Below are 17,967 nucleotides of genomic sequence, written 5' to 3' on the forward strand. Positions count from 1 at the left end.
TGATGGGCTGTTAGTTACTAAAACTAACCTTTGCTTACGGCCACGCTTTTTTCTTCTGAAGGCAGCTCGAGTAGCTTAAGCGCAATTAACTCTTGGGTAATTGCGCGTTTATCAAAGCCAGTAATTAACTTATCACCAATTAAAACCACAGGGGTCACAGACTTTTTTAAGCTTGTTAGTTGTTGTTTGTTCTTAGGGTCCGAAATATCTTTTTCAACATATTTTATGTGGTTTTCGGCAAAAAACTCTTTAAGCATTTTGCAATAAATACACCCTTCTCGAGCATACACTACTACTGGTGTTTGGGTTGTAACCCCATATTCAGAATAATCACCCGTGAGGATTTGCATATCTGGCTCATTTAAGAGTTTGTAAACATGCACGCCTGCGATAACGGTTGCGGCAGAAATTAGCGTAATGGCGAGAAGTTTTAAACTTTCTTTCAAGGTATGTCCTTATTTATAACTTTACTAAATGCGCTGAACTAAGAAGCTCAGCGCGCAAGCATTATTACCAGCAAACCCACTGGTGACAGATACGGTTACCATTTTGATCAATATCTGGCTCTGCACACCAACAATGGCCTGCATACGCAGCACCACTGACCATACCAATTAAGATTGCACTTGCGATTTTCTTTTTTAAATTTTTCATCATGTATCCTTTGATTTGAAAAGTATAATTAATGTTAACCTTGTTAACATTAATTATCATAACGCCTGTATCTTAATAGGCAATCATAGAGTTGAGCGTTTTTAGTACATTTTGGAATGAGCTTTTGGCTTTTTATTTCTTTAATGTTTACAAGACAAATAAGCTTGCTTAAGCGCATTGATAACGCGTGAGCGCGTCAATAATCCAATCACCTTATTGTCTTCCACTACAGGATAAATTTTTGGTTTATCGCCCTGCATTTGCGTGGCTAAATCGACCACCAACATGTTGCTTTTTACTGCTAAAACGTCTTTGTTCATCAAGTCTTGCGCGGTGATCTGACCGTCACAAAAATAGCTGTTTTGTAACAGTGGATTAAGCAGTTGTTGTTCAGAAATAAAACCAATTAACTGCCTTTGTGCATCGAGTACGGGTGCGCCAAATAGCCCATGGCTTTGTAGTTGTTCAATAATGTCAGTTAATTCTGTGTTTGCGTAAATAGCCGGAAATTGGCTAGTCATAATGTCTTTAATTGCTTGCATAATACGATTCTCCTGTTGGTTGAGATCAGTATCAGCAATAAAGTTAAATTGGTAAAATGGATTGTTTAGATTGGTTTGATTTGTAATTTGGATTGTTTTGTGAGGATTTCAAGAAGTCAGTAAGGGTTTTACTGACTTTAAAGCTAGCTAACATGCTGTGCTTATTTAGCACATGTTAGATGTTGCACAACCTGCTCCAACGCTAGGGGTACAAAGGTCTGTACATAAGTTGGTCATTGGTTGTGTAGTACAATTATCATAATAGCTATATGGCTTATCTGCTGCGCCAGCTACCTCAGCGGTATATTCAACTGGTAATTTTGCTTTATCAAGAGAAAGTGATTTTATGCTTTTTTTCTTTAGTTTAATCATTTTGTTTTCCTTAAAATTAATGAATAGCTCATTCAAGAGCGAAACTTTTATCTCACAACAAAAATAATTTGTGAAGTAAAAATTTATTTTGGGGTGTTAAAGAGTAAGAAATAATATATTTCTATATAACATTCTCAGAATTAACTTGCTGTAATGACCCTTAGAAAAGATGGACTTAACATTCTTTATATTTCGCTTTAATGAGAGCGACATAGTGGTCGAGATTTTTCTTTTCATGCAGGCTAAAGTCACTTTCCAATAATGTTGCACCTTGGATTCTATCAAGTCTAAATTCTCGATAATCAGCTCTGAGTTGGCAATATGCAACTAGTGTCCATTTTCCACCCCAATAGACTAACCCAAGCGGTTCAACCGTTCGTGAAGTGAGCGCTTGTTTGGCATCGCTATAATGCAGATCTACACAGCGTTTTTGTTCGATGCCTTGGCGCAGGGTAAAAGTAAACGATTGATGCTCGGCGTTATGGCTCCAGCCTGAGACTAAATAAGGCTGATCAGTTGTTTGTTGTTTTAACTGGGCGGGCAGTACAGCTTCTATTTTGGTGATGGCGCTTTGTGCTTTTTCGGCTAAGTCAGGATCGGTCCATGCGCTGACCATTTTACTGCCAAGTAACAGCGCTTGCAGTTCGTCCATGGTGAACATCATAGGTGGCAAGTCATAGTCACTAATGAGATAGCCAATGCCAGCTTCACCTTCAATGGGCACACCAGAGCTTTGAAGATGTTGGATGTCACGATAAATGGTGCGCTCTGACACATTCAAACGCGTTGCCAAGTCACACGCTCGGGTTGCGAGTCGACGGCTCTTTAGAATGTTGACCAGTTGAAATAACCGCTCAGATTTATGCACACCATTGTCCTTTTTGCTTTATTTGATGATCAAAGTGATTAAATGTTTAGGCACTTTGTTCACAAGGTGTCTGACTTACTGCATTGTAGCGCTCTAATTTCACTGTGTCTTTGTCAATCAGTTTTGCGAACTGCTGACAAATCGGGTTCTCCATAAATGCATCACCGATGCGCTTGGCATCAGCCATTGTTTCAAAATACACCACATCAACGTAACTGTGCGTGTCAGCTTGCTTTGCAAGTGAGCGGTAGAGCACACCAGGTTGTTGATCAATAAAACTTTGAAAAGCCGTGTTTGCGGCTTCGAACTGAGCAAGATCAGCGTTTTCTTGTAGCTTGAATTGCACGATTTCAATGGCGTTATTAGACATAATTATCTCCGTATTGACTGTTTGTTGGTTGACGTAGATAAGTAAACCACAGCGTTATGTCAGGGAGTGTCAGTAGGTTTTTCTAACTGGTTGCAGGAAAATTTGCTTTAGACTCTGTTATAGACTTTGCAGTTTTCTTATGTCTATCAAAACGGTAAGATGAAATCGGTACTAGTAGTAAAGGTTCAACGGATATGAAAGAAAAATTAAGAGCAAGCTTAAGTAAAGTCACTTTTGAGCTGACGATAGTAACATTAGGTGTGTTAATTGCTCTGGTTATTAACGAGTGGTTTCAAAATTATCAAGAAGAAAGGCGAGCCCATGAAATTCTTGAAAAAGCGCATTACGAAATGAAGAGTAACTTAGCGTCTTTACAGTCGTCGTTAAAAGACTATGAAGACAGTATTGCTTACATCGATAAGCTCATTGAAGATGGTCGAGAAACGGCTAATAAAAATTATCTTTTTTCTATTCCGCAAGAAGATTTAAGTGTCAGTGTATGGCGTTTTGCGCTGTTGCGTGATGAACTCAGAGAATTACCCGTAGAGTTGTTAGTGCGGATTGAATCGGGTTATGAATCAACTAAGCATGTTAAAAATGCTATGGAAAAAATGGGCCCGAGTTTTCTGACAGAATTTATAAATAAATTTGTTGCATCCGAAGATCAAACGCAGTTATTAAAATCGCTAAAGCAAGATTTAAAAAATGCTTTATTGAAGGCGAAGCTAGCGGCTTTTAAACAAGAAATTATTATCAAAGAAACTGAGCATTATCTTAAAACGGGGCAGGTTAACATAGAGCAATCTCAACAAGGCCTACACTTTAAGATTTAAATACTACGGAAATAAAAACGCCAGCAAATATGCTGGCGTTTTTATTATGAAGCCGTGTTATTTGATGAAAGCAAAGGCATCGGCGTACATGTTCTCGCGAATGGCACCATGAGCGATAAAGTCATCGCGCACAGGGCCAATCATGTCGAAACGGCCTGCCATGTAGATTTCGTATGGCTCAAGTGACACTATGTCTTTCATCACCGCTTTATGTACAAAACCAGTGTGACCTTCCCAGCTGTCACTGGCATTATCAACGACTGGTACGAACGTGAAGTTTGCTTTTTTCGCGGCCCATGCGTGCATCTCTTCTGCTGCGTAAAGTGCTGATTCATCACGTACACCCCAGTAGAAGAATACCGGACGATCTGAGTCAATTTCAGCTAAATGGTCAGCCATTGATTTCACATAGCTAAACCCCGTACCGCCCGCTAATAACACGATAGGTAATTGCGATTCAGTACGTAATTCAGAAATACCTAACCCCACCTCAACGATTGCTTGCGTGCCATTTGCGTGGTGCTCACGCAAATGATCAAGCGCTTGCATGGCATAGCTGTTCTCTTCAGAGGCACCAATGTGTAGCTCAAGTAATTCTTTTTGGCTTGGGCGGCTCGCAATTGAAAAAGCGCGCTTGTCTTTCTCACCAAGCACCAATTGAAGGTAATGTCCTGCTTTAAACTCTGCAGGCTCGCTTGGTTTTAGCTCTACCTTATAAACAAATTCTGTTAGGGGGGTAATACTTACTACTTCTGCATTTAACACTTGCATTATTAAACCTTTCACGACGCGCGCAGCGTTTATTTATTAAGAGACATAATGTTTAACGAGTCCCAAATTTCATCAACTCGTTGTTTGATTGATTCATCCATCACGATGGGCTCACCCCATTCGCGATCAGTTTCACCTGGCCATTTATTGGTGGCATCCATTCCCATTTTTGAGCCAAGACCTGACACTGGAGAAGCAAAGTCGAGGTAATCAATCGGGGTGTTTTCGATCATGGTGGTGTCACGAGCCGGGTCCATACGCGTAGTAATGGCCCAAATGACATCATTCCAATCACGCGCATTGACGTCATCGTCACAGACAATAACAAACTTGGTGTACATGAACTGGCGTAAGAACGACCAAACACCCATCATCACACGTTTCGCATGACCCGGATACTGTTTCTTCATGGTGACCACGGCCATACGGTATGAACAGCCTTCCGGCGGTAAATAAAAATCGACAATCTCAGGGAATTGCTTTTGTAAAATGGGCACAAATACTTCGTTTAGTGCCACACCTAAAATGGCAGGCTCATCGGGCGGACGACCCGTATAAGTGCTGTGATAAATCGGGTTCTCACGATGAGTAATATGTGTGACGGTCATCACTGGGAAGTCATCCACTTCGTTGTAATAACCTGTGTGGTCACCATAAGGCCCTTCAGGTGCCAGCTCGCCTTGTTCAATATAGCCTTCAAGTACAATCTCAGCAGTTGCCGGTACTTGTAGGTCGTTAGAAATTGACTTAACAACTTCAGTTTTTGAACCGCGTAGCAAACCTGCGAATGCGTATTCACTTAAAGTATCTGGTACAGGGGTTACAGCGCCTAAAATCGTCGCCGGATCAGCACCTAAAGCAACCGAAACTGGATATGGCTCGCCAGGGTGTTCTTTACACCACTCTTGATAATCAAGTGCACCACCGCGGTGTGATAACCAACGCATGATGATCTTATTCTTACCCAATAGCTGTTGGCGATAGATACCTAAGTTTTGACGTTTTTTATATGGCCCTTTGGTAACCGTTAAGCCCCATGTGATCAGCGGTGCTGCATCACCCGGCCAACAATGCTGTATTGGTAGCTTGGTTAAGTCGACATCATCACCACTTAACACCACTTCTTGGCAAGGCGCTTTGCGCACTTCTTTAGCAGGCATATTAAGCACTTGCTTAAACACCGGAATTTGTCCTAAAGCTTCTTTAATGCCTTTTGGTGGCTCTGGCTCTTTTAAGAAAGCCAATAACTTGCCTACTTCACGTAGTTCGCTGACATCGGTTTGACCCATGCCCATCGCAACACGTTTTGGTGTACCAAATAAGTTGGCTAAAACAGGAATATCAAACCCGATTGGGTTTTCAAATAAAATGGCTGGACCGCCAGCACGCAAGGTGCGATCGGCAATTTCGGTCATCTCTAGCTTGGTAGAGATTGGCTGCTTAACGCGAACAAGTTCACCTTGCTCCTCTAAGCGCGCAATAAAGTCTCTTAAGTCTTTGTATTTCATCGTTGGCATAGGGCACTTTTCATTGTCACGAAGTATATCAAGATGTGGCGAAAATGGCATCACCACTTAAGACCAATACTCAATAAGACATAATCGTTTTGAAGGCCTTAAGCTATCGTCAATACATCAAACTTTTTTATTTAGAACAGCTAAATAGCATAGTTTTTTGTTATATATGACAAGCTTTTTGAGCCTCAAACTAACTCTCTCAATTAAGAGGATTGGTATAAGTTGAGTAAGGTATACGAAGGTAAATGCATTTTTGTTTGATTTTGCACAAATGCAGTAAAGTGAACTATGTTCAACTATTGCGGATTAGATTATAGTCGAATGTGTTGTGTGATTTGTGAGTGGAAGTTTTGAAGCGACTTAAAGCGATATTGTTGTGTGCCTTACTCAGCTTGAGTCAGTACGTGAATGCCGATCATCTTCCCGAGGTGGTTTTTGAGCAACACAGTGCAGTGATGCTTGTGATCACACCTTCAACAGGCGCTATCGTGGCTGCCAATGGTGCAGCTGATAAGTTTTATGGTTATCAAGCTGGAGAGCTTGAACAGCAATTTATTCAAAATATAAATCAACTCACGCCTGAACAGGTCGCAAATGAGCGTGCTAACGCCGCAGATGAAGGGCGTAATTACTTTATCTTTAGACATCAACTAGCTAATGGTGAGATCCGCACGGTCAGTGTGCATTCTGCACCTTTTACCGACGAGCACGGCCAGCAGCAATTATTATCTGTGATCACAGACATCAGCGAACAACGCGCGTTACAAGAATCGCTTTGGCATTATCAAGCCAATCTCGAGCAGCAAGTTGAGATACAAACTGATGCTATTCAACAAGCAAGTCGAATGCAGTTGCTGCTGTCTCTTGTCGTGATAGTTTTGCTTATCGGTTCTTTGGTTGTTTTAGGGCGCTTTTACATCAATCTAAAAAATGCCAAGCGAAAAGCTGAAGCGCAAGGTGCCCGCTTATCTTCTATTTTTGATGCCATAGAAGGATATTTATTATTCACTTCGCGCGCAGGTACAGTGCTCGATGCCAATCAGCAGGTTTTCAAAGATATTGAAGCGCAAAACTCTATTATTGGTAAGGCGTTGGGTGATGTATTTTTAAGTGACGTCAATTGGGCTGAACAACCTTATGGCTGCTCAGAACATCGTTTAAAAGTACAGGATGAATGGCGTTTCTTCATGGTTGATAAACAAGCCGTAAATAATGCCGACAAGTCGCTGGGTGATTTATATATGTTGCAAGATATCACCGCGCAATTAGCCATTGAGCGTGAGCAGCGTCTAGCCAGCACCGTATTTGCAACAACCAGTGAAGGGGTATTGGTCTCTGATAAGCATAATCAGATCCAGATGGTGAATCGAGCATTCACGGAGATCACCGGATTTACGCAAGAACAAGTAATCGGCCAATCACCTGCAATTTTAAATTCTGGCCACCATGGTCCAGCTTTTTTCTCACAAATGTACGATACCTTAAGTCAACGAGGTCACTGGGAAGGAGAAGTGTGGAATCGTCGTAAAAGCGGTGAAGTGTTCCCTTGTTGGTTGCAGGTATCGGCGGTATTTGATCAGCAAGGTGAAATTGAAATGCATGTCGCCTTGTTTAATGACATCACTTCGCGCAAACATCACGAGCATATGATGTGGCAACAGGCTAACTTCGATACCTTAACCAGTTTGGCTAATCGCAGAAATTATCGAGAAAAATTTGAACAAGCGCTACAAAAGGCTAAAAAAGATAAAAGCCGTTTGGCTGTATGTTTTATTGACTTAGATAGATTTAAAGCCGTAAACGACACGCTCGGTCATCATATTGGTGACTTAATGCTAATTGAAGCGGCAAAGCGCTTAGAAGAGTGCACCAGAAACTCTGACACTGTGGCCCGGTTAGGCGGTGATGAATTTGCATTGTTACTACCAGATGTTGATTCTATCTCTAAGGTGGAGCAAATCGCGACTCAAATTCTAGAGAAACTACACGAGCCTTATGAACTTGAAGGACATGAAGTGTTTGCTTCGGGCAGTATGGGGATCACCTTCTACCCGGAAGATGGCGACGATACCAAGGTGTTGCTCCGCAATGCTGACAATGCCATGTACAAAGCCAAAGAGTTGGGACGAAACTGCTTCCAATTTTACACCTCGGCCATGCATGAGCATGCAAAAGCACGCAGTCAGTTAGAAGGCGCGCTGCACAAGGCGCTTGTAAATAATGAGTTTCATCTCGCTTATCAACCGATTCTCTCTCGTGATGATGTAAGAATTGGTTGTGAGGCTTTACTACGTTGGGAAAACAAAGCCCTCGGCTCGGTATCGCCTACAGACTTTATACCTATTTGTGAAGAGCTTGGTTTGATTATCTCCATAGGTGAGTGGGTAATGTACCAAGCTTGTTCGCAAGCCAAAGCATGGCAACAGCAATGTGATAGACCTTTCTTTATTACTGTGAATGTTTCAAGCACCCAGTTTAAACGTCAGAGTGTCGTGGAGTTGGTCAAAAAGGTATTAGATCAAACAGGGCTGGAAGCGCGTTATTTGACGATTGAGATCACCGAAACGGTACTGGTTGATAACTCCGAGAGTATTCTGCTGCAACTTAAGGCGCTCAGAGCCATGGGAGTTGAGCTAGCCATTGACGATTTTGGTACCGGTTATTCTTCTTTAAGTTATTTAAAGCGCTTCCCGCTTTCAAAGCTTAAAATTGACAGAGAGTTTGTACGAGACCTACCAGATGATCAAGACGACCATGAAATGGTTAAAGCGATTATCTCTATGGCAAGTAATCTAAACCTTAAAGTGGTTGCTGAAGGTGTAGAAACAGACGAGCAGTTATGGCTATTGAATGAATTGGGCTGTGATTATACGCAGGGGTATTTACATAGTAAGCCGCTGCAAGCAGCGGCATTTGAAAGCTTTTTAGCTGACTATGCCAGTTAAATAACCTGAGCTCAGGCTACAACAGGTTTAACGGCAAAGCGCTTTGTGTTTATCACAAAATGATTCAAGTGCCGCCTTCGCTTTTAGGTTATTTTGCTCTGCAGCACTTTTATACCATTTATACGCGCCAGCTAAATCAATATTGCCACCTTCACCATATTCAAGCATATCGGCAAGGTTGTATTGACCCCAGTCATGGCCTTGCTCCGCTGCGAGTGTGAAAAGTTTTCTTGCTTCTTCAAAGTCTCTTGCTAAATAAGCTTGCACGCCTTCTTGGTTGTATTGATTGAAAGCTATCTTAAGTTTATGCGGAACCCGCTCAGGCATAGCTCTATGTCTGACAATGCCACCCATCACATAGATATCAGTTGGGCGATAAATTTCGTCGATAGCGCCTTTGTCATAAAGTGCTGAGAGCTCTGACTTTTTGAAGCTTAATAGCGCAGGACGGAAATAGTTATTGAGCATTAAGCTATCTAGTTTAATAGCGCGCTCGGCACCGCGTTTTTTCCGATAGGTATAGCTACCTTGTTTCAGTGTAACTGTTTCGTCGTCAACCTGAAGTACCTGAGCCACGCGATATTGAGCTTGGTATTTTCGGTCTGTGTTTATGTGTCCCATATCTAAAATGAGTACATCATCAATTTGAGGGTCTGCTAAAAAGACTGCTTGCTGCTGTTTGTTTTCATAAATGCTATGTACGAAGTAAGCAATAACTATGAGAGCTATAACAAACAGTGTTTTGTGATGATGTTTATAGAGTTTGTCAGTTTGGTCATGGAAGTAAAAAAGTGATTTTTGAAAGAGGTTTTGCATAATAGCTTCCTTGTACCGATAAAATTTCAGTCTGCCATAAGTTTGCTACTTAGTCATTCGCTGAAACTCTGAGCGGCAGAATTTTGATGCTTAATTGCAGTTATGCATCAGTGTGGTCGAGTAAATTTACTGGTAAACTAAGCCATTAAGTTAGCTTTATAAGAGAGACTCAAAGCATCATGCAATTTAATACATTGGCTTTATCACCAGTATTACTTGAGACCATTGCGCAATTAGGGTTTAAACAGATGACGGACGTGCAGGCGCAAAGCTTGCCACTTATCCTCGACCAACAAGATGTGATTGCACAAGCAAAAACAGGATCGGGTAAAACCTTGGCGTTTGCGCTCGGTGTGTTATCTAAACTCAATGTATCGAGTATGCATGTACAAGGCTTAGTGCTTTGCCCTACACGTGAATTGGCAGATCAAGTGGCGACAGAAATTAGAAAGTTAGCCAGTGGCACAGCAAACGTTAAAATTCTTACCCTGTGTGGTGGTGTGCCTATTGGACCGCAAATAAGCTCTCTTGAACATGGTGCACATATCATTGTCGGTACGCCAGGGCGTATTGAAGATCATTTGTTTAAAGGCACGCTAGACTTAACGCAAGTAAACACCTTAGTGCTTGATGAAGCCGACCAAATGCTGGATATGGGTTTTACTGATGCGATAGAAAACATCGTTGCTTATTTACCACCTGAGCGTCAAAGCCTTTTATTTAGCGCAACTTATCCAAAAAATATTGAATCGCTTTCAGCGCAGCTGATGCGCAACCCACAACAAGTCAAAATTGAAGAGGTGGGGATCAATAAAAGTATCAAACAGACTTTTTATAAGCTCAGTAATAACAAGCTGCGTTTTAACACGCTGCGACTACTGCTGATGAAGCATCAACCAAAAAGTTGTGTGGTGTTTTGTAATACCAAGGTTGAAGCTAAGCGCTTATTTGAAGAATTAAAAGAGGCGGGCTTTTATGCTTCGGCACTGCATGGCGATTTAGCACAGCAAGAGCGCGCCATGATGTTGATGCGTTTTGCTAATAAGAGTGCCTCTATTTTGGTGGCGACTGATGTTGCTGCGCGAGGCTTGGATATTGATGATATGGACATGGTGATTAATTATCATCTTGCACTCGACCCTAAAACCCATGTTCACCGTGTAGGCCGAACAGGTCGTGGTGATAAAAAAGGCCTGGCTTGTTCTATTTTTGGTGAAAAAGAGGCGTTCAGAGTTAAGCAAATAGAGCAGCTATATGATCGTGAATTTGAACCTGCTGTTTTACCTTCGCTAAGTTTATTAGAGAAACCACCTTATAAACCTGAAATGCAAACCCTCTATATTGATGGCGGTAAAAAACAAAAATTACGAGCCGGTGACATTGTGGGTTGCTTAACAGGCGAAGAGGGTATTGGCTTTTCGCAAATTGGTAAGATCACTGTATTTGAAAACCAATCGTTTGTTGCTGTGAAGCGCGAAGCAAGTAAGCCTGCCTTTAGAAAGCTGCGAGATAACAAAATTAAAGGTAAAAAATACCAGGTGAAACGAGTTAACTAAAACACCTTGATATGACTAAGCAGTTGCTGGTATTCGTCTTGTAACTGCTTGAACATTAAATCATCATCACTCCCCTTGTCTGGGTGGTATTTTAGAGCCAATTGTCGCCAGCGTCGGCGAATGGCTTTTTCTTCAAGCGGCTGAGTTATTTGCCATTGCTGACATAAATTATCAACAGTTGCTTTGTCTAATGGTTGGTTAGTGGAATATTGCTGATAGCTAAATCGTTGCCAAAAAGAATCAAGTAGCGCCTCAATTTCTTTATTATCAGTGTGATAGTTTTGCCAATCTAAATAATAGCTTCTAAGTGGCGTGTTTAATTCGGGAGCTTGGCCCTTATCTGCAAGATAAATATCCATACTATCTACATGCAAGTAAATACCGTCTTCAATTAACTCTGACTGCAAGCTGTATAAGCTATTCATCAAAACAAAATTGCGTTTGAATAGGTCCTGATTTGGATCTTCATCAAGTTGCTTAAGCAATTCAACTGCTTGCAAGTGCGCTGCTAAAGTATGAACTTTGTAATGCTCGCCATTACTGAGCACAGAAAAAATTTCATCTAGAATTGGACGCAACATTGTCCCTCTGAGTTTGTTGGTGTATCTTCACCTTAACATGATTATTTTTTAGTAGGCAATGAGGGCAAGGATGTTGATTAGGCCAAAGCGAAATACGCAAACTGCTTTGCTATTAGCAATAAACTGTCTCTTTTTTTCACCTCACATGGCCGCTACTCCGGCTATCCAGTCTGCACCTGTAATTGAACAGATTAAACAGCTTTCAGACTGGCAGACAGCACAAAATACAGCTCAACAACACATCACTTTATTGCAAAATAACCCAGCCGAACTCAGTGCTTTTCTTATTGAAATGGGCAGAGAGTCCTTAAACCGAGAAAAGCTAAAGTCTGCTCAGACGTATTTTCAGCAACTCGCGTTATTGCAAGCCGAAGATCAAAGTAGTGATGATAAGTTTACAGCTTACAAAATGCTGGGTATCACTACTTACTATCAAGGTGAGTATGCGAAGTCGATTGAGTATTATCAAACAGCGCTCAATATAGCCAAATTAAGAAATAAGCCCCTTGAGTTGGCAAATATTCATAACAACTTAGGTTTGGCACTCCTCAAAGCTCACGATCTAGAGAGCACCATTCGTCATTACGTTGAAGCGCATCGTTTGTATGAGCTTCATGGTAACGAGCAAGATAAAGCCGATATGTTGTTAAACCTATCGGGTGCATATATACGTCAATATCGTTACGAAATTGCAGAAGACATGCTGTTACGTGCGATTGGGTTATTTAATCAACTCAATGACGAATACGGAGCCGCGTTAGCACAAGCAAACTTGGGTGTTATCTATAGCGAAACAGGTGAACGTGAGTTAGCAAGAGCAAGTTTACAGGCTGCTATTGAGTACTACGAAAAAGTGGGTTCTGCGCGAAGTTTAACGTTTGAATACAGTAATCTTGCAAACTTGAGTGTGGCTTCAGGCGACATGGAGCGTGGCTATGAAGAAGCGCAAAAGGCACTGCAATATGCAGAAGAAGTTGACTTAGATTCAGGCCGTATGGAAGCGCTTTATCCATTAGCAAAACTGCAGGTTTATCATGGTGATTTTGCAGCTGCTTTGCAAAGCATAGAAACATCAATTGCACTTGCTCGTGCTCAAGGTTCTAAATTACGAGAAAAAGAAGGCTTGGCGATTCTTGCTATAGTACAGGCACATATGGGGGAGCCTAAAAAAGCCATGGAAAGCTTTAATGCATTCCAAAAGTTACAAAGACAATTGTTAAATGATCAGTTGTACGCACGTTTAAATGAATACCAGAGCAAGATTGAAGCATCAGAGTTAAATCAAGAAATTGCATTACTTAAGCAGCAACAAGCGGTACAAACTCTACAAATTGAACAGCGTGAGCAATTAACTTGGTTTGCAATCTTATTATTGATCACAGGTACGGTTGCGGTTGTGAGTATGTACAGAAAGCGTATGGAACGCGCTGCCAATATAGAACTGAGTCAACAAGTAGCAAAGCGTACTGCTGAATTACAAAAACTTGCTGACGAGCTAGGTGAAGCAAACAAAGTTAAAAGTCAGTTTTTAGCAAATATTAGTCATGAGATCCGAACTCCACTGACATCTATTATAGGTAATAGTGAAGCGCTGCTCCACGAATATCAGCATGATAAGCACATTCAAGGGCCTTTGCAGGTTATTCAAAGGCAAGGTGAGCATTTAAAAGAACTCGTTAGTGATGTGCTAGACCTGAGTAAGATTGAAGCACAGCGTTTTGAATTAGAATTTACTGAGTTTGCCTTAGAGCAACTATTAGATGATGTCACGGATATGTTTCAGCATGTATGCGAGGCGAAAGGGTTGAACTTCATATTGGTCAACCATTTACCGACGCCTTATGTGGTGAGGCTTGATTATGTGCGATTAAAGCAAGTGCTAATTAACTTACTGGGTAATGCGGTTAAGTTTACAGAGTATGGTCATGTCGAATTAGTGGTAAGCCAAGAAAATAATGGTGTGAAATTCTCTGTAAATGATACGGGAATTGGCATGGATGCTGCGCAATTGCAGCGTATTTTTGATTGTTTCCAACAAGGCGATAATAGTATAACGCGCCGCTTTGGTGGTTCTGGACTGGGCTTATGTTTATCGCAGCAATTAGCCACTATGATGGGCGGCAGCATTCAAGTTAAAAGCGCGCCTCAACAGGGCAGTCAGTTTTATATTGTGATTCCATGTGCGCGTCTAGACTCCATGTTAGATTCCAGTTTCGCGCATAAAACGCCTCGACCTATTTCTCAGCTAGCCAAGCTAAATGGCACGGTTCTGATTGCCGAAGACCATGATGATAATCGCGCATTATTCGAGCGCGTTCTTTCTCAACTAGGCGTAGAGGTCATTACTGCTGAAAATGGTCAAGTTGCGGTAGAGAAAGCGCTGAGTGAATATCCTGATTTGATCTTAATGGATATACAAATGCCAATCCTAGATGGTCTAGAAGCGTTTAAACTGCTTCGACAAGCTGGCTTTACTGGGCCTATTTTTGCTCTGACAGCAAATGTTATGCAGCATGAAATTCAGTCTTACCTAGAGCTTGGGTTTGCAGGTCACTTAGGAAAGCCACTAGATAGAGATAAGCTGCACCTTGCGTTAAGCGATTTCTTAGTAGAGGCTGGTGGCGTTGATGACATAACTATGCAAGTCGATATTAGTGACCTAATTACCAGTTTTGCTTTAAGCCTTGAGCAAGAGCGTTTTACTGTGATTGAGTTGTGGCAAAAGCAAGACTGGCTTGAGTTAAGAGCGGTTTGCCATCGCTTAGCCGGTGCCGCAAGTACCTTTGGTTTTGAAGATATCGCCAAGACAGCGAAGCATATGGAACAAGCATTAAAAAACCCACAAGAAGTTGATTCTCATGGGTTGCAACATTGGTATTTAATCTTGTGTGATGAACTGCAACAAGTACAGTTATCAGAACAGCTCAATGTCTCCTGAATCAGCTTGAATTTCAGGGGAGCGCTGCGTATTTGAACTTTCAGAGTGTAAGCGGGTTCTATCTGTTCGTGGATCATGATCTAAGCTTGCTTCATCCACTTTAAATATTGCCAACTTATCGTGAATACTGTGGGCAAGACTAATTAAATCACTACTTGAAACAGCTTGAATTTTTGAACTTGATAGGGCATCAGAGTTGAGCTCAACCATTGACTCAATACTTGTTTGCGCTTCATCAGATACGGCTTTTTGATCTTTCACTTGTTCATGAATACTGTGCGACATAGAGTTAATGTTAAGCATCGCAGACTCGATTTGGTCAACCTCTCTTGTTGATGCTTCAGACAGTGTCACTGTCTGTTTTGTTTCTTCAAGCGCGTTTAGCATGAGCTGGTGTGCGCTGTCAGTACCTGCCTGTATTTTGCTGACAACTTCGCGTACTTGTTGAGTTGATTGACTGGTGCGTGCAGCTAAGCTTCTCACCTCATCAGCAACAACCGCAAAGCCTCTACCTTGTTCACCCGCTCGCGCAGCTTCAATCGCAGCATTAAGTGCTAATAAATTCGTTTGCTCGGCAATGGAATTAATCACGTCAATAACAGAGCTGATCGCATCAGAATCTATTTTGAGCGTTTCAATTTGTGCACTGGTTTGTTCGATATTTTTTGCCAAGCTCATTAAGCTTGCTTGGCTTTTGTCGGTATCAACACGGGTTTTCTTAACAGCATCAGTGGCGGCTTCAACGGAGGTATAAATTTTTTCTAAATTACTATCAAGCTCTCGAGACACAGCTAACATACGGGTGATGGAATCTGCTAAGTCCTCACCGTGGGCGTGTTGAATGGTTGCTTTTTGTGTCATTGATGCATAGGTGTCTCTGAGTCCATCTGCCATGGGGGATAAGCGAGAGGAAGAGGCATATACTTCGCCGATAATGTGTTCAATGGTGGCAAGGCACGCATTGATCGCTAAACAGGCCGGTGGTGTTGACACCTTACTATCATCAAAGCGATAAGTTAAATCTATCAGTCCATCATGATTAATGGCATTAACTAAGGTTTGCAAATACTCCGCGTTGCTTGCTTGTCTGCTTGCGTACCACGTTGCGATACTGCCTAAGATGGCTTGTACGGTAATGATGATACCTGTTGTAGCCCAAGAAACTGACAAAGATGGCAGCAAAACTAATAGCAGCAATGTATTGGCAATAAAAAAATTTCTAACTAATTGAAAGGGTTTCATGGAATGAACTGCTCCCTGTCTAAGCACGTAAGTCAATAAGTAGCATAGTAAAAAAACGGGGGTTATGCGATAGTATTTAAGATCAAAAAAGCCTGCATCAGCAGGCTTTTTTAAAGTATTTACTTACGACGCATAAGTTCAAAGAACTCGTCGTTCGTTTTACTCATTGAGAGCTTATCGATGAGGAACTCCATTGCGTCAATTTCGCTCATTTCATGAACAATCTTACGCAGGATCCACATCTTCTGTAACTCATCAGGTTTCGTCAGCAATTCTTCACGACGCGTACCTGAGCGGTTAAAGTCAATGGCAGGGAATACACGCTTTTCAGCAATCTTACGATTTAAGTGTAATTCCATGTTACCGGTACCTTTAAACTCTTCGTAGATAACTTCATCCATCTTAGAGCCAGTATCGATAAGCGCTGTTGCAATAATTGTTAAACTACCGCCTTCTTCAACGTTACGTGCAGCACCGAAGAAACGCTTTGGCTTGTGTAGTGCATTTGCATCAACACCACCGGTTAGTACCTTACCAGATGAAGGAATGACAGTGTTGTAAGCACGCGCTAAACGTGTGATTGAATCAAGTAGGATGATAACGTCTTTCTTGTGCTCAACTAAGCGTTTTGCTTTTTCGATAACCATTTCGGCAACTTGTACGTGACGGCTTGCTGGTTCATCGAATGTTGAAGCAACAACCTCACCTTTTACAAGGCGCTGCATCTCAGTTACTTCTTCCGGACGCTCGTCGATTAGTAGAACCATTAGAGTTGCATCTGGGTTGTTGTAGGTAATCGATTGCGCGATATTTTGTAGCAACATTGTTTTACCCGCTTTAGGCGGAGCAACAATCAGGGCACGCTGACCTTTACCGATAGGTGATGCTAAATCAAGAACACGGGCAGTAATATCTTCTGTACTACCGTTACCACGTTCCATAACAAAACGCTCATTCGCATGAATAGGCGTTAAGTTTTCAAATAAAATCTTAGTACGAGAGTTTTCAGGTCTATCGAAGTTAACTTCGTTTACTTTTAGTAGTGCGAAGTAACGCTCACCATCTTTAGGTGGGCGAATAAGGCCGCTAATCGTATCACCAGTACGCATACTGAAGCGTCGAATTTGACTTGGTGAAACATAAATATCATCAGGACCAGCTAAATAAGAGGCTTCTGATGAACGTAAAAAGCCGAAGCCATCTTGTAGAATTTCTAAAACGCCGCCGCCATAAATGTTTTCACCGCTTTTGGCGTGAGCTTTTAAAATGGCAAAAATAATGTCTTGTTTTCTTAAACGGGCTACGTTTTCAAGTCCCATGGACTCAGCTAGTTTTACAAGTTCGTTGATTGACTTGTCTTTTAATTCGCGTAAATGCATATTGGTGGGTTCTTTATAACAATTGTCATCTCAGTGATGAGAGGTTGATTTGATAAAGCTAAAGGTTAGTGGCTTTATAAATTAGCAGTTAGCTTGCTAGTCGTCCAGTCTTTAAACAAATTTAGTCGAAAAAACTATTGGTAGGCAGGTGGGATATACGCCTTACATTGGTAAGGCGTATATAAAAGACTTAGATGTTGTCGTTTAAGAACTCAACAAGTTGAGTTTTTGATAACGCACCAACTTTAGTCGCAGCTACTGCACCATCTTTGAAAAGAAGCAGAGTAGGAATACCACGAATACCAAACTTAGGTGGAGTACCTGCGTTTTGGTCGATGTTTAATTTACCGATAACCGCTTTACCAGCAAATTCTTCAGCAACTTCGTCTAAGATTGGCGCGATCATTTTACAAGGACCACACCACTCAGCCCAAAAGTCTACAAGTACAGGTAGGTCTGATTTAATTACATCAGCTTCAAAGCTGTCGTCAGTAAGCTGGATAATTTTGTCGCTCATTGCGTTCTCCGTTAGAAATTGGCGAATTTATTTATTGCGTATTTAAACACTCTTGTTTCTTATTGC

Annotated in this window: 17 protein-coding genes; 4 read left to right on the top strand and 13 right to left on the bottom strand. The window is 41.6% G+C overall.

Features of this window, described 5'->3' with window-relative positions:
- Positions 1 to 23 precede the first annotated feature (23 nt).
- The 6 genes from ACH784_RS00390 to ACH784_RS00415 all read right to left on the bottom strand — a co-directional run bounded on the left by ACH784_RS00390 (position 24) and on the right by ACH784_RS00415 (position 2,806).
- Positions 24 to 446 (bottom strand): glutaredoxin family protein, encoded by a 423-nt coding sequence (locus ACH784_RS00390; protein WP_404392554.1) that lies wholly within the window; start codon positions 444 to 446, stop codon positions 24 to 26.
- A 64-nt stretch (positions 447 to 510) separates the two neighbouring features.
- Complete coding sequence (locus tag ACH784_RS00395; protein ID WP_404392556.1) at positions 511 to 654, bottom strand: hypothetical protein; 144 nt, start codon at positions 652 to 654, stop codon at positions 511 to 513.
- Between the two features lie 140 nt (positions 655 to 794).
- Complete coding sequence (locus tag ACH784_RS00400; RefSeq protein WP_404392558.1) at positions 795 to 1,196, bottom strand: CBS domain-containing protein; 402 nt, start codon at positions 1,194 to 1,196, stop codon at positions 795 to 797.
- 165 nt (positions 1,197 to 1,361) lie between these two features.
- Positions 1,362 to 1,568: a hypothetical protein gene (locus ACH784_RS00405; RefSeq protein WP_404392560.1), complete on the bottom strand. Its 207-nt coding sequence runs from the start codon at positions 1,566 to 1,568 to the stop codon at positions 1,362 to 1,364.
- Positions 1,569 to 1,743: 175 nt separating this feature from the next.
- Complete coding sequence (locus tag ACH784_RS00410) at positions 1,744 to 2,436, bottom strand: helix-turn-helix transcriptional regulator (protein WP_404392562.1); 693 nt, start codon at positions 2,434 to 2,436, stop codon at positions 1,744 to 1,746.
- Between the two features lie 46 nt (positions 2,437 to 2,482).
- Positions 2,483 to 2,806 (bottom strand): hypothetical protein, encoded by a 324-nt coding sequence (locus ACH784_RS00415; RefSeq protein ID WP_404392564.1) that lies wholly within the window; start codon positions 2,804 to 2,806, stop codon positions 2,483 to 2,485.
- A gap of 194 nt (positions 2,807 to 3,000) precedes the next feature.
- On the opposite strand from ACH784_RS00415, the gene ACH784_RS00420 reads away from it, so the two are divergent.
- Positions 3,001 to 3,639: a hypothetical protein gene (locus ACH784_RS00420; RefSeq protein WP_404392566.1), complete on the top strand. Its 639-nt coding sequence runs from the start codon at positions 3,001 to 3,003 to the stop codon at positions 3,637 to 3,639.
- A gap of 57 nt (positions 3,640 to 3,696) precedes the next feature.
- Here ACH784_RS00420 and fre read toward each other — a convergent pair whose 3' ends face one another.
- Complete coding sequence (fre, locus tag ACH784_RS00425; protein WP_404392568.1) at positions 3,697 to 4,410, bottom strand: NAD(P)H-flavin reductase; 714 nt, start codon at positions 4,408 to 4,410, stop codon at positions 3,697 to 3,699.
- 29 nt (positions 4,411 to 4,439) lie between these two features.
- The gene (gene ubiD / locus ACH784_RS00430) at positions 4,440 to 5,918 is read right to left on the bottom strand and encodes a 4-hydroxy-3-polyprenylbenzoate decarboxylase (RefSeq protein ID WP_404395133.1); all 1,479 of its coding nucleotides are present in this window, start codon (positions 5,916 to 5,918) and stop codon (positions 4,440 to 4,442) included.
- Between the two features lie 359 nt (positions 5,919 to 6,277).
- On the opposite strand from ubiD, the gene ACH784_RS00435 reads away from it, so the two are divergent.
- A complete protein-coding gene (locus ACH784_RS00435) occupies positions 6,278 to 8,872 on the top strand; it encodes an EAL domain-containing protein (protein ID WP_404392570.1) in 2,595 nt (864 codons plus the stop codon).
- A gap of 27 nt (positions 8,873 to 8,899) precedes the next feature.
- On the opposite strand, the gene ACH784_RS00440 is transcribed toward ACH784_RS00435, so the two are convergent.
- Positions 8,900 to 9,688 (bottom strand): tetratricopeptide repeat protein, encoded by a 789-nt coding sequence (locus ACH784_RS00440; protein ID WP_404392572.1) that lies wholly within the window; start codon positions 9,686 to 9,688, stop codon positions 8,900 to 8,902.
- Between the two features lie 179 nt (positions 9,689 to 9,867).
- Between ACH784_RS00440 and dbpA the strand changes: the two genes are divergently transcribed.
- On the top strand, positions 9,868 to 11,244 hold the full coding sequence (gene dbpA / locus ACH784_RS00445; RefSeq protein WP_404392574.1) for an ATP-dependent RNA helicase DbpA: 1,377 nt from the start codon (positions 9,868 to 9,870) through the stop codon (positions 11,242 to 11,244).
- On the opposite strand, the gene ACH784_RS00450 is transcribed toward dbpA, so the two are convergent.
- Complete coding sequence (locus ACH784_RS00450) at positions 11,241 to 11,825, bottom strand: DNA-J related domain-containing protein (protein WP_404392576.1); 585 nt, start codon at positions 11,823 to 11,825, stop codon at positions 11,241 to 11,243. The two genes, dbpA and ACH784_RS00450, sit on opposite strands and share 4 nt — an antisense overlap.
- A 70-nt stretch (positions 11,826 to 11,895) precedes the next feature.
- On the opposite strand from ACH784_RS00450, the gene ACH784_RS00455 reads away from it, so the two are divergent.
- Positions 11,896 to 14,763: an ATP-binding protein gene (locus tag ACH784_RS00455; protein WP_404392578.1), complete on the top strand. Its 2,868-nt coding sequence runs from the start codon at positions 11,896 to 11,898 to the stop codon at positions 14,761 to 14,763.
- Here ACH784_RS00455 and ACH784_RS00460 read toward each other — a convergent pair.
- The 3 genes from ACH784_RS00460 to trxA form a co-directional block, all read right to left on the bottom strand.
- Complete coding sequence (locus ACH784_RS00460; RefSeq protein ID WP_404392580.1) at positions 14,740 to 16,005, bottom strand: methyl-accepting chemotaxis protein; 1,266 nt, start codon at positions 16,003 to 16,005, stop codon at positions 14,740 to 14,742. The two genes, ACH784_RS00455 and ACH784_RS00460, sit on opposite strands and share 24 nt — an antisense overlap.
- 119 nt (positions 16,006 to 16,124) lie before the next feature.
- Entirely contained in the window at positions 16,125 to 17,384 is a 1,260-nt protein-coding gene (rho, locus tag ACH784_RS00465) for a transcription termination factor Rho (RefSeq protein WP_404392582.1), read from the bottom strand.
- A 190-nt stretch (positions 17,385 to 17,574) separates the two neighbouring features.
- Positions 17,575 to 17,901: a thioredoxin TrxA gene (trxA, locus tag ACH784_RS00470; RefSeq protein WP_058028399.1), complete on the bottom strand. Its 327-nt coding sequence runs from the start codon at positions 17,899 to 17,901 to the stop codon at positions 17,575 to 17,577.
- Positions 17,902 to 17,967: the final 66 nt, after the last annotated feature.

The sequence above is a fragment of the Pseudoalteromonas phenolica genome, from assembly GCF_044788725.1.
GTDB classification, from domain to species: Bacteria; Pseudomonadota; Gammaproteobacteria; order Enterobacterales; family Alteromonadaceae; genus Pseudoalteromonas; species Pseudoalteromonas phenolica_C.

Excerpts from the sequence above, each read along its gene's own strand:
- rho (WP_404392582.1), bottom strand. The coding sequence starts at position 17,384 with ATGCATTTACGCGAATTAAAAGACAAGTCAATCAACGAACTTGTAAAA.
- ubiD (WP_404395133.1), bottom strand. The coding sequence starts at position 5,918 with ATGAAATACAAAGACTTAAGAGACTTTATTGCGCGCTTAGAGGAGCAA.
- ACH784_RS00460 (WP_404392580.1), bottom strand. The coding sequence starts at position 16,005 with ATGAAACCCTTTCAATTAGTTAGAAATTTTTTTATTGCCAATACATTG.
- ACH784_RS00455 (WP_404392578.1), top strand. The coding sequence starts at position 11,896 with ATGTTGATTAGGCCAAAGCGAAATACGCAAACTGCTTTGCTATTAGCA.
- dbpA (WP_404392574.1), top strand. The coding sequence starts at position 9,868 with ATGCAATTTAATACATTGGCTTTATCACCAGTATTACTTGAGACCATT.
- ACH784_RS00415 (WP_404392564.1), bottom strand. The coding sequence starts at position 2,806 with ATGTCTAATAACGCCATTGAAATCGTGCAATTCAAGCTACAAGAAAAC.
- ACH784_RS00450 (WP_404392576.1), bottom strand. The coding sequence starts at position 11,825 with ATGTTGCGTCCAATTCTAGATGAAATTTTTTCTGTGCTCAGTAATGGC.
- ACH784_RS00420 (WP_404392566.1), top strand. The coding sequence starts at position 3,001 with ATGAAAGAAAAATTAAGAGCAAGCTTAAGTAAAGTCACTTTTGAGCTG.
- trxA (WP_058028399.1), bottom strand. The coding sequence starts at position 17,901 with ATGAGCGACAAAATTATCCAGCTTACTGACGACAGCTTTGAAGCTGAT.
- fre (WP_404392568.1), bottom strand. The coding sequence starts at position 4,410 with ATGCAAGTGTTAAATGCAGAAGTAGTAAGTATTACCCCCCTAACAGAA.
- ACH784_RS00400 (WP_404392558.1), bottom strand. The coding sequence starts at position 1,196 with ATGCAAGCAATTAAAGACATTATGACTAGCCAATTTCCGGCTATTTAC.
- ACH784_RS00440 (WP_404392572.1), bottom strand. The coding sequence starts at position 9,688 with ATGCAAAACCTCTTTCAAAAATCACTTTTTTACTTCCATGACCAAACT.
- ACH784_RS00395 (WP_404392556.1), bottom strand. The coding sequence starts at position 654 with ATGAAAAATTTAAAAAAGAAAATCGCAAGTGCAATCTTAATTGGTATG.
- ACH784_RS00405 (WP_404392560.1), bottom strand. The coding sequence starts at position 1,568 with ATGATTAAACTAAAGAAAAAAAGCATAAAATCACTTTCTCTTGATAAA.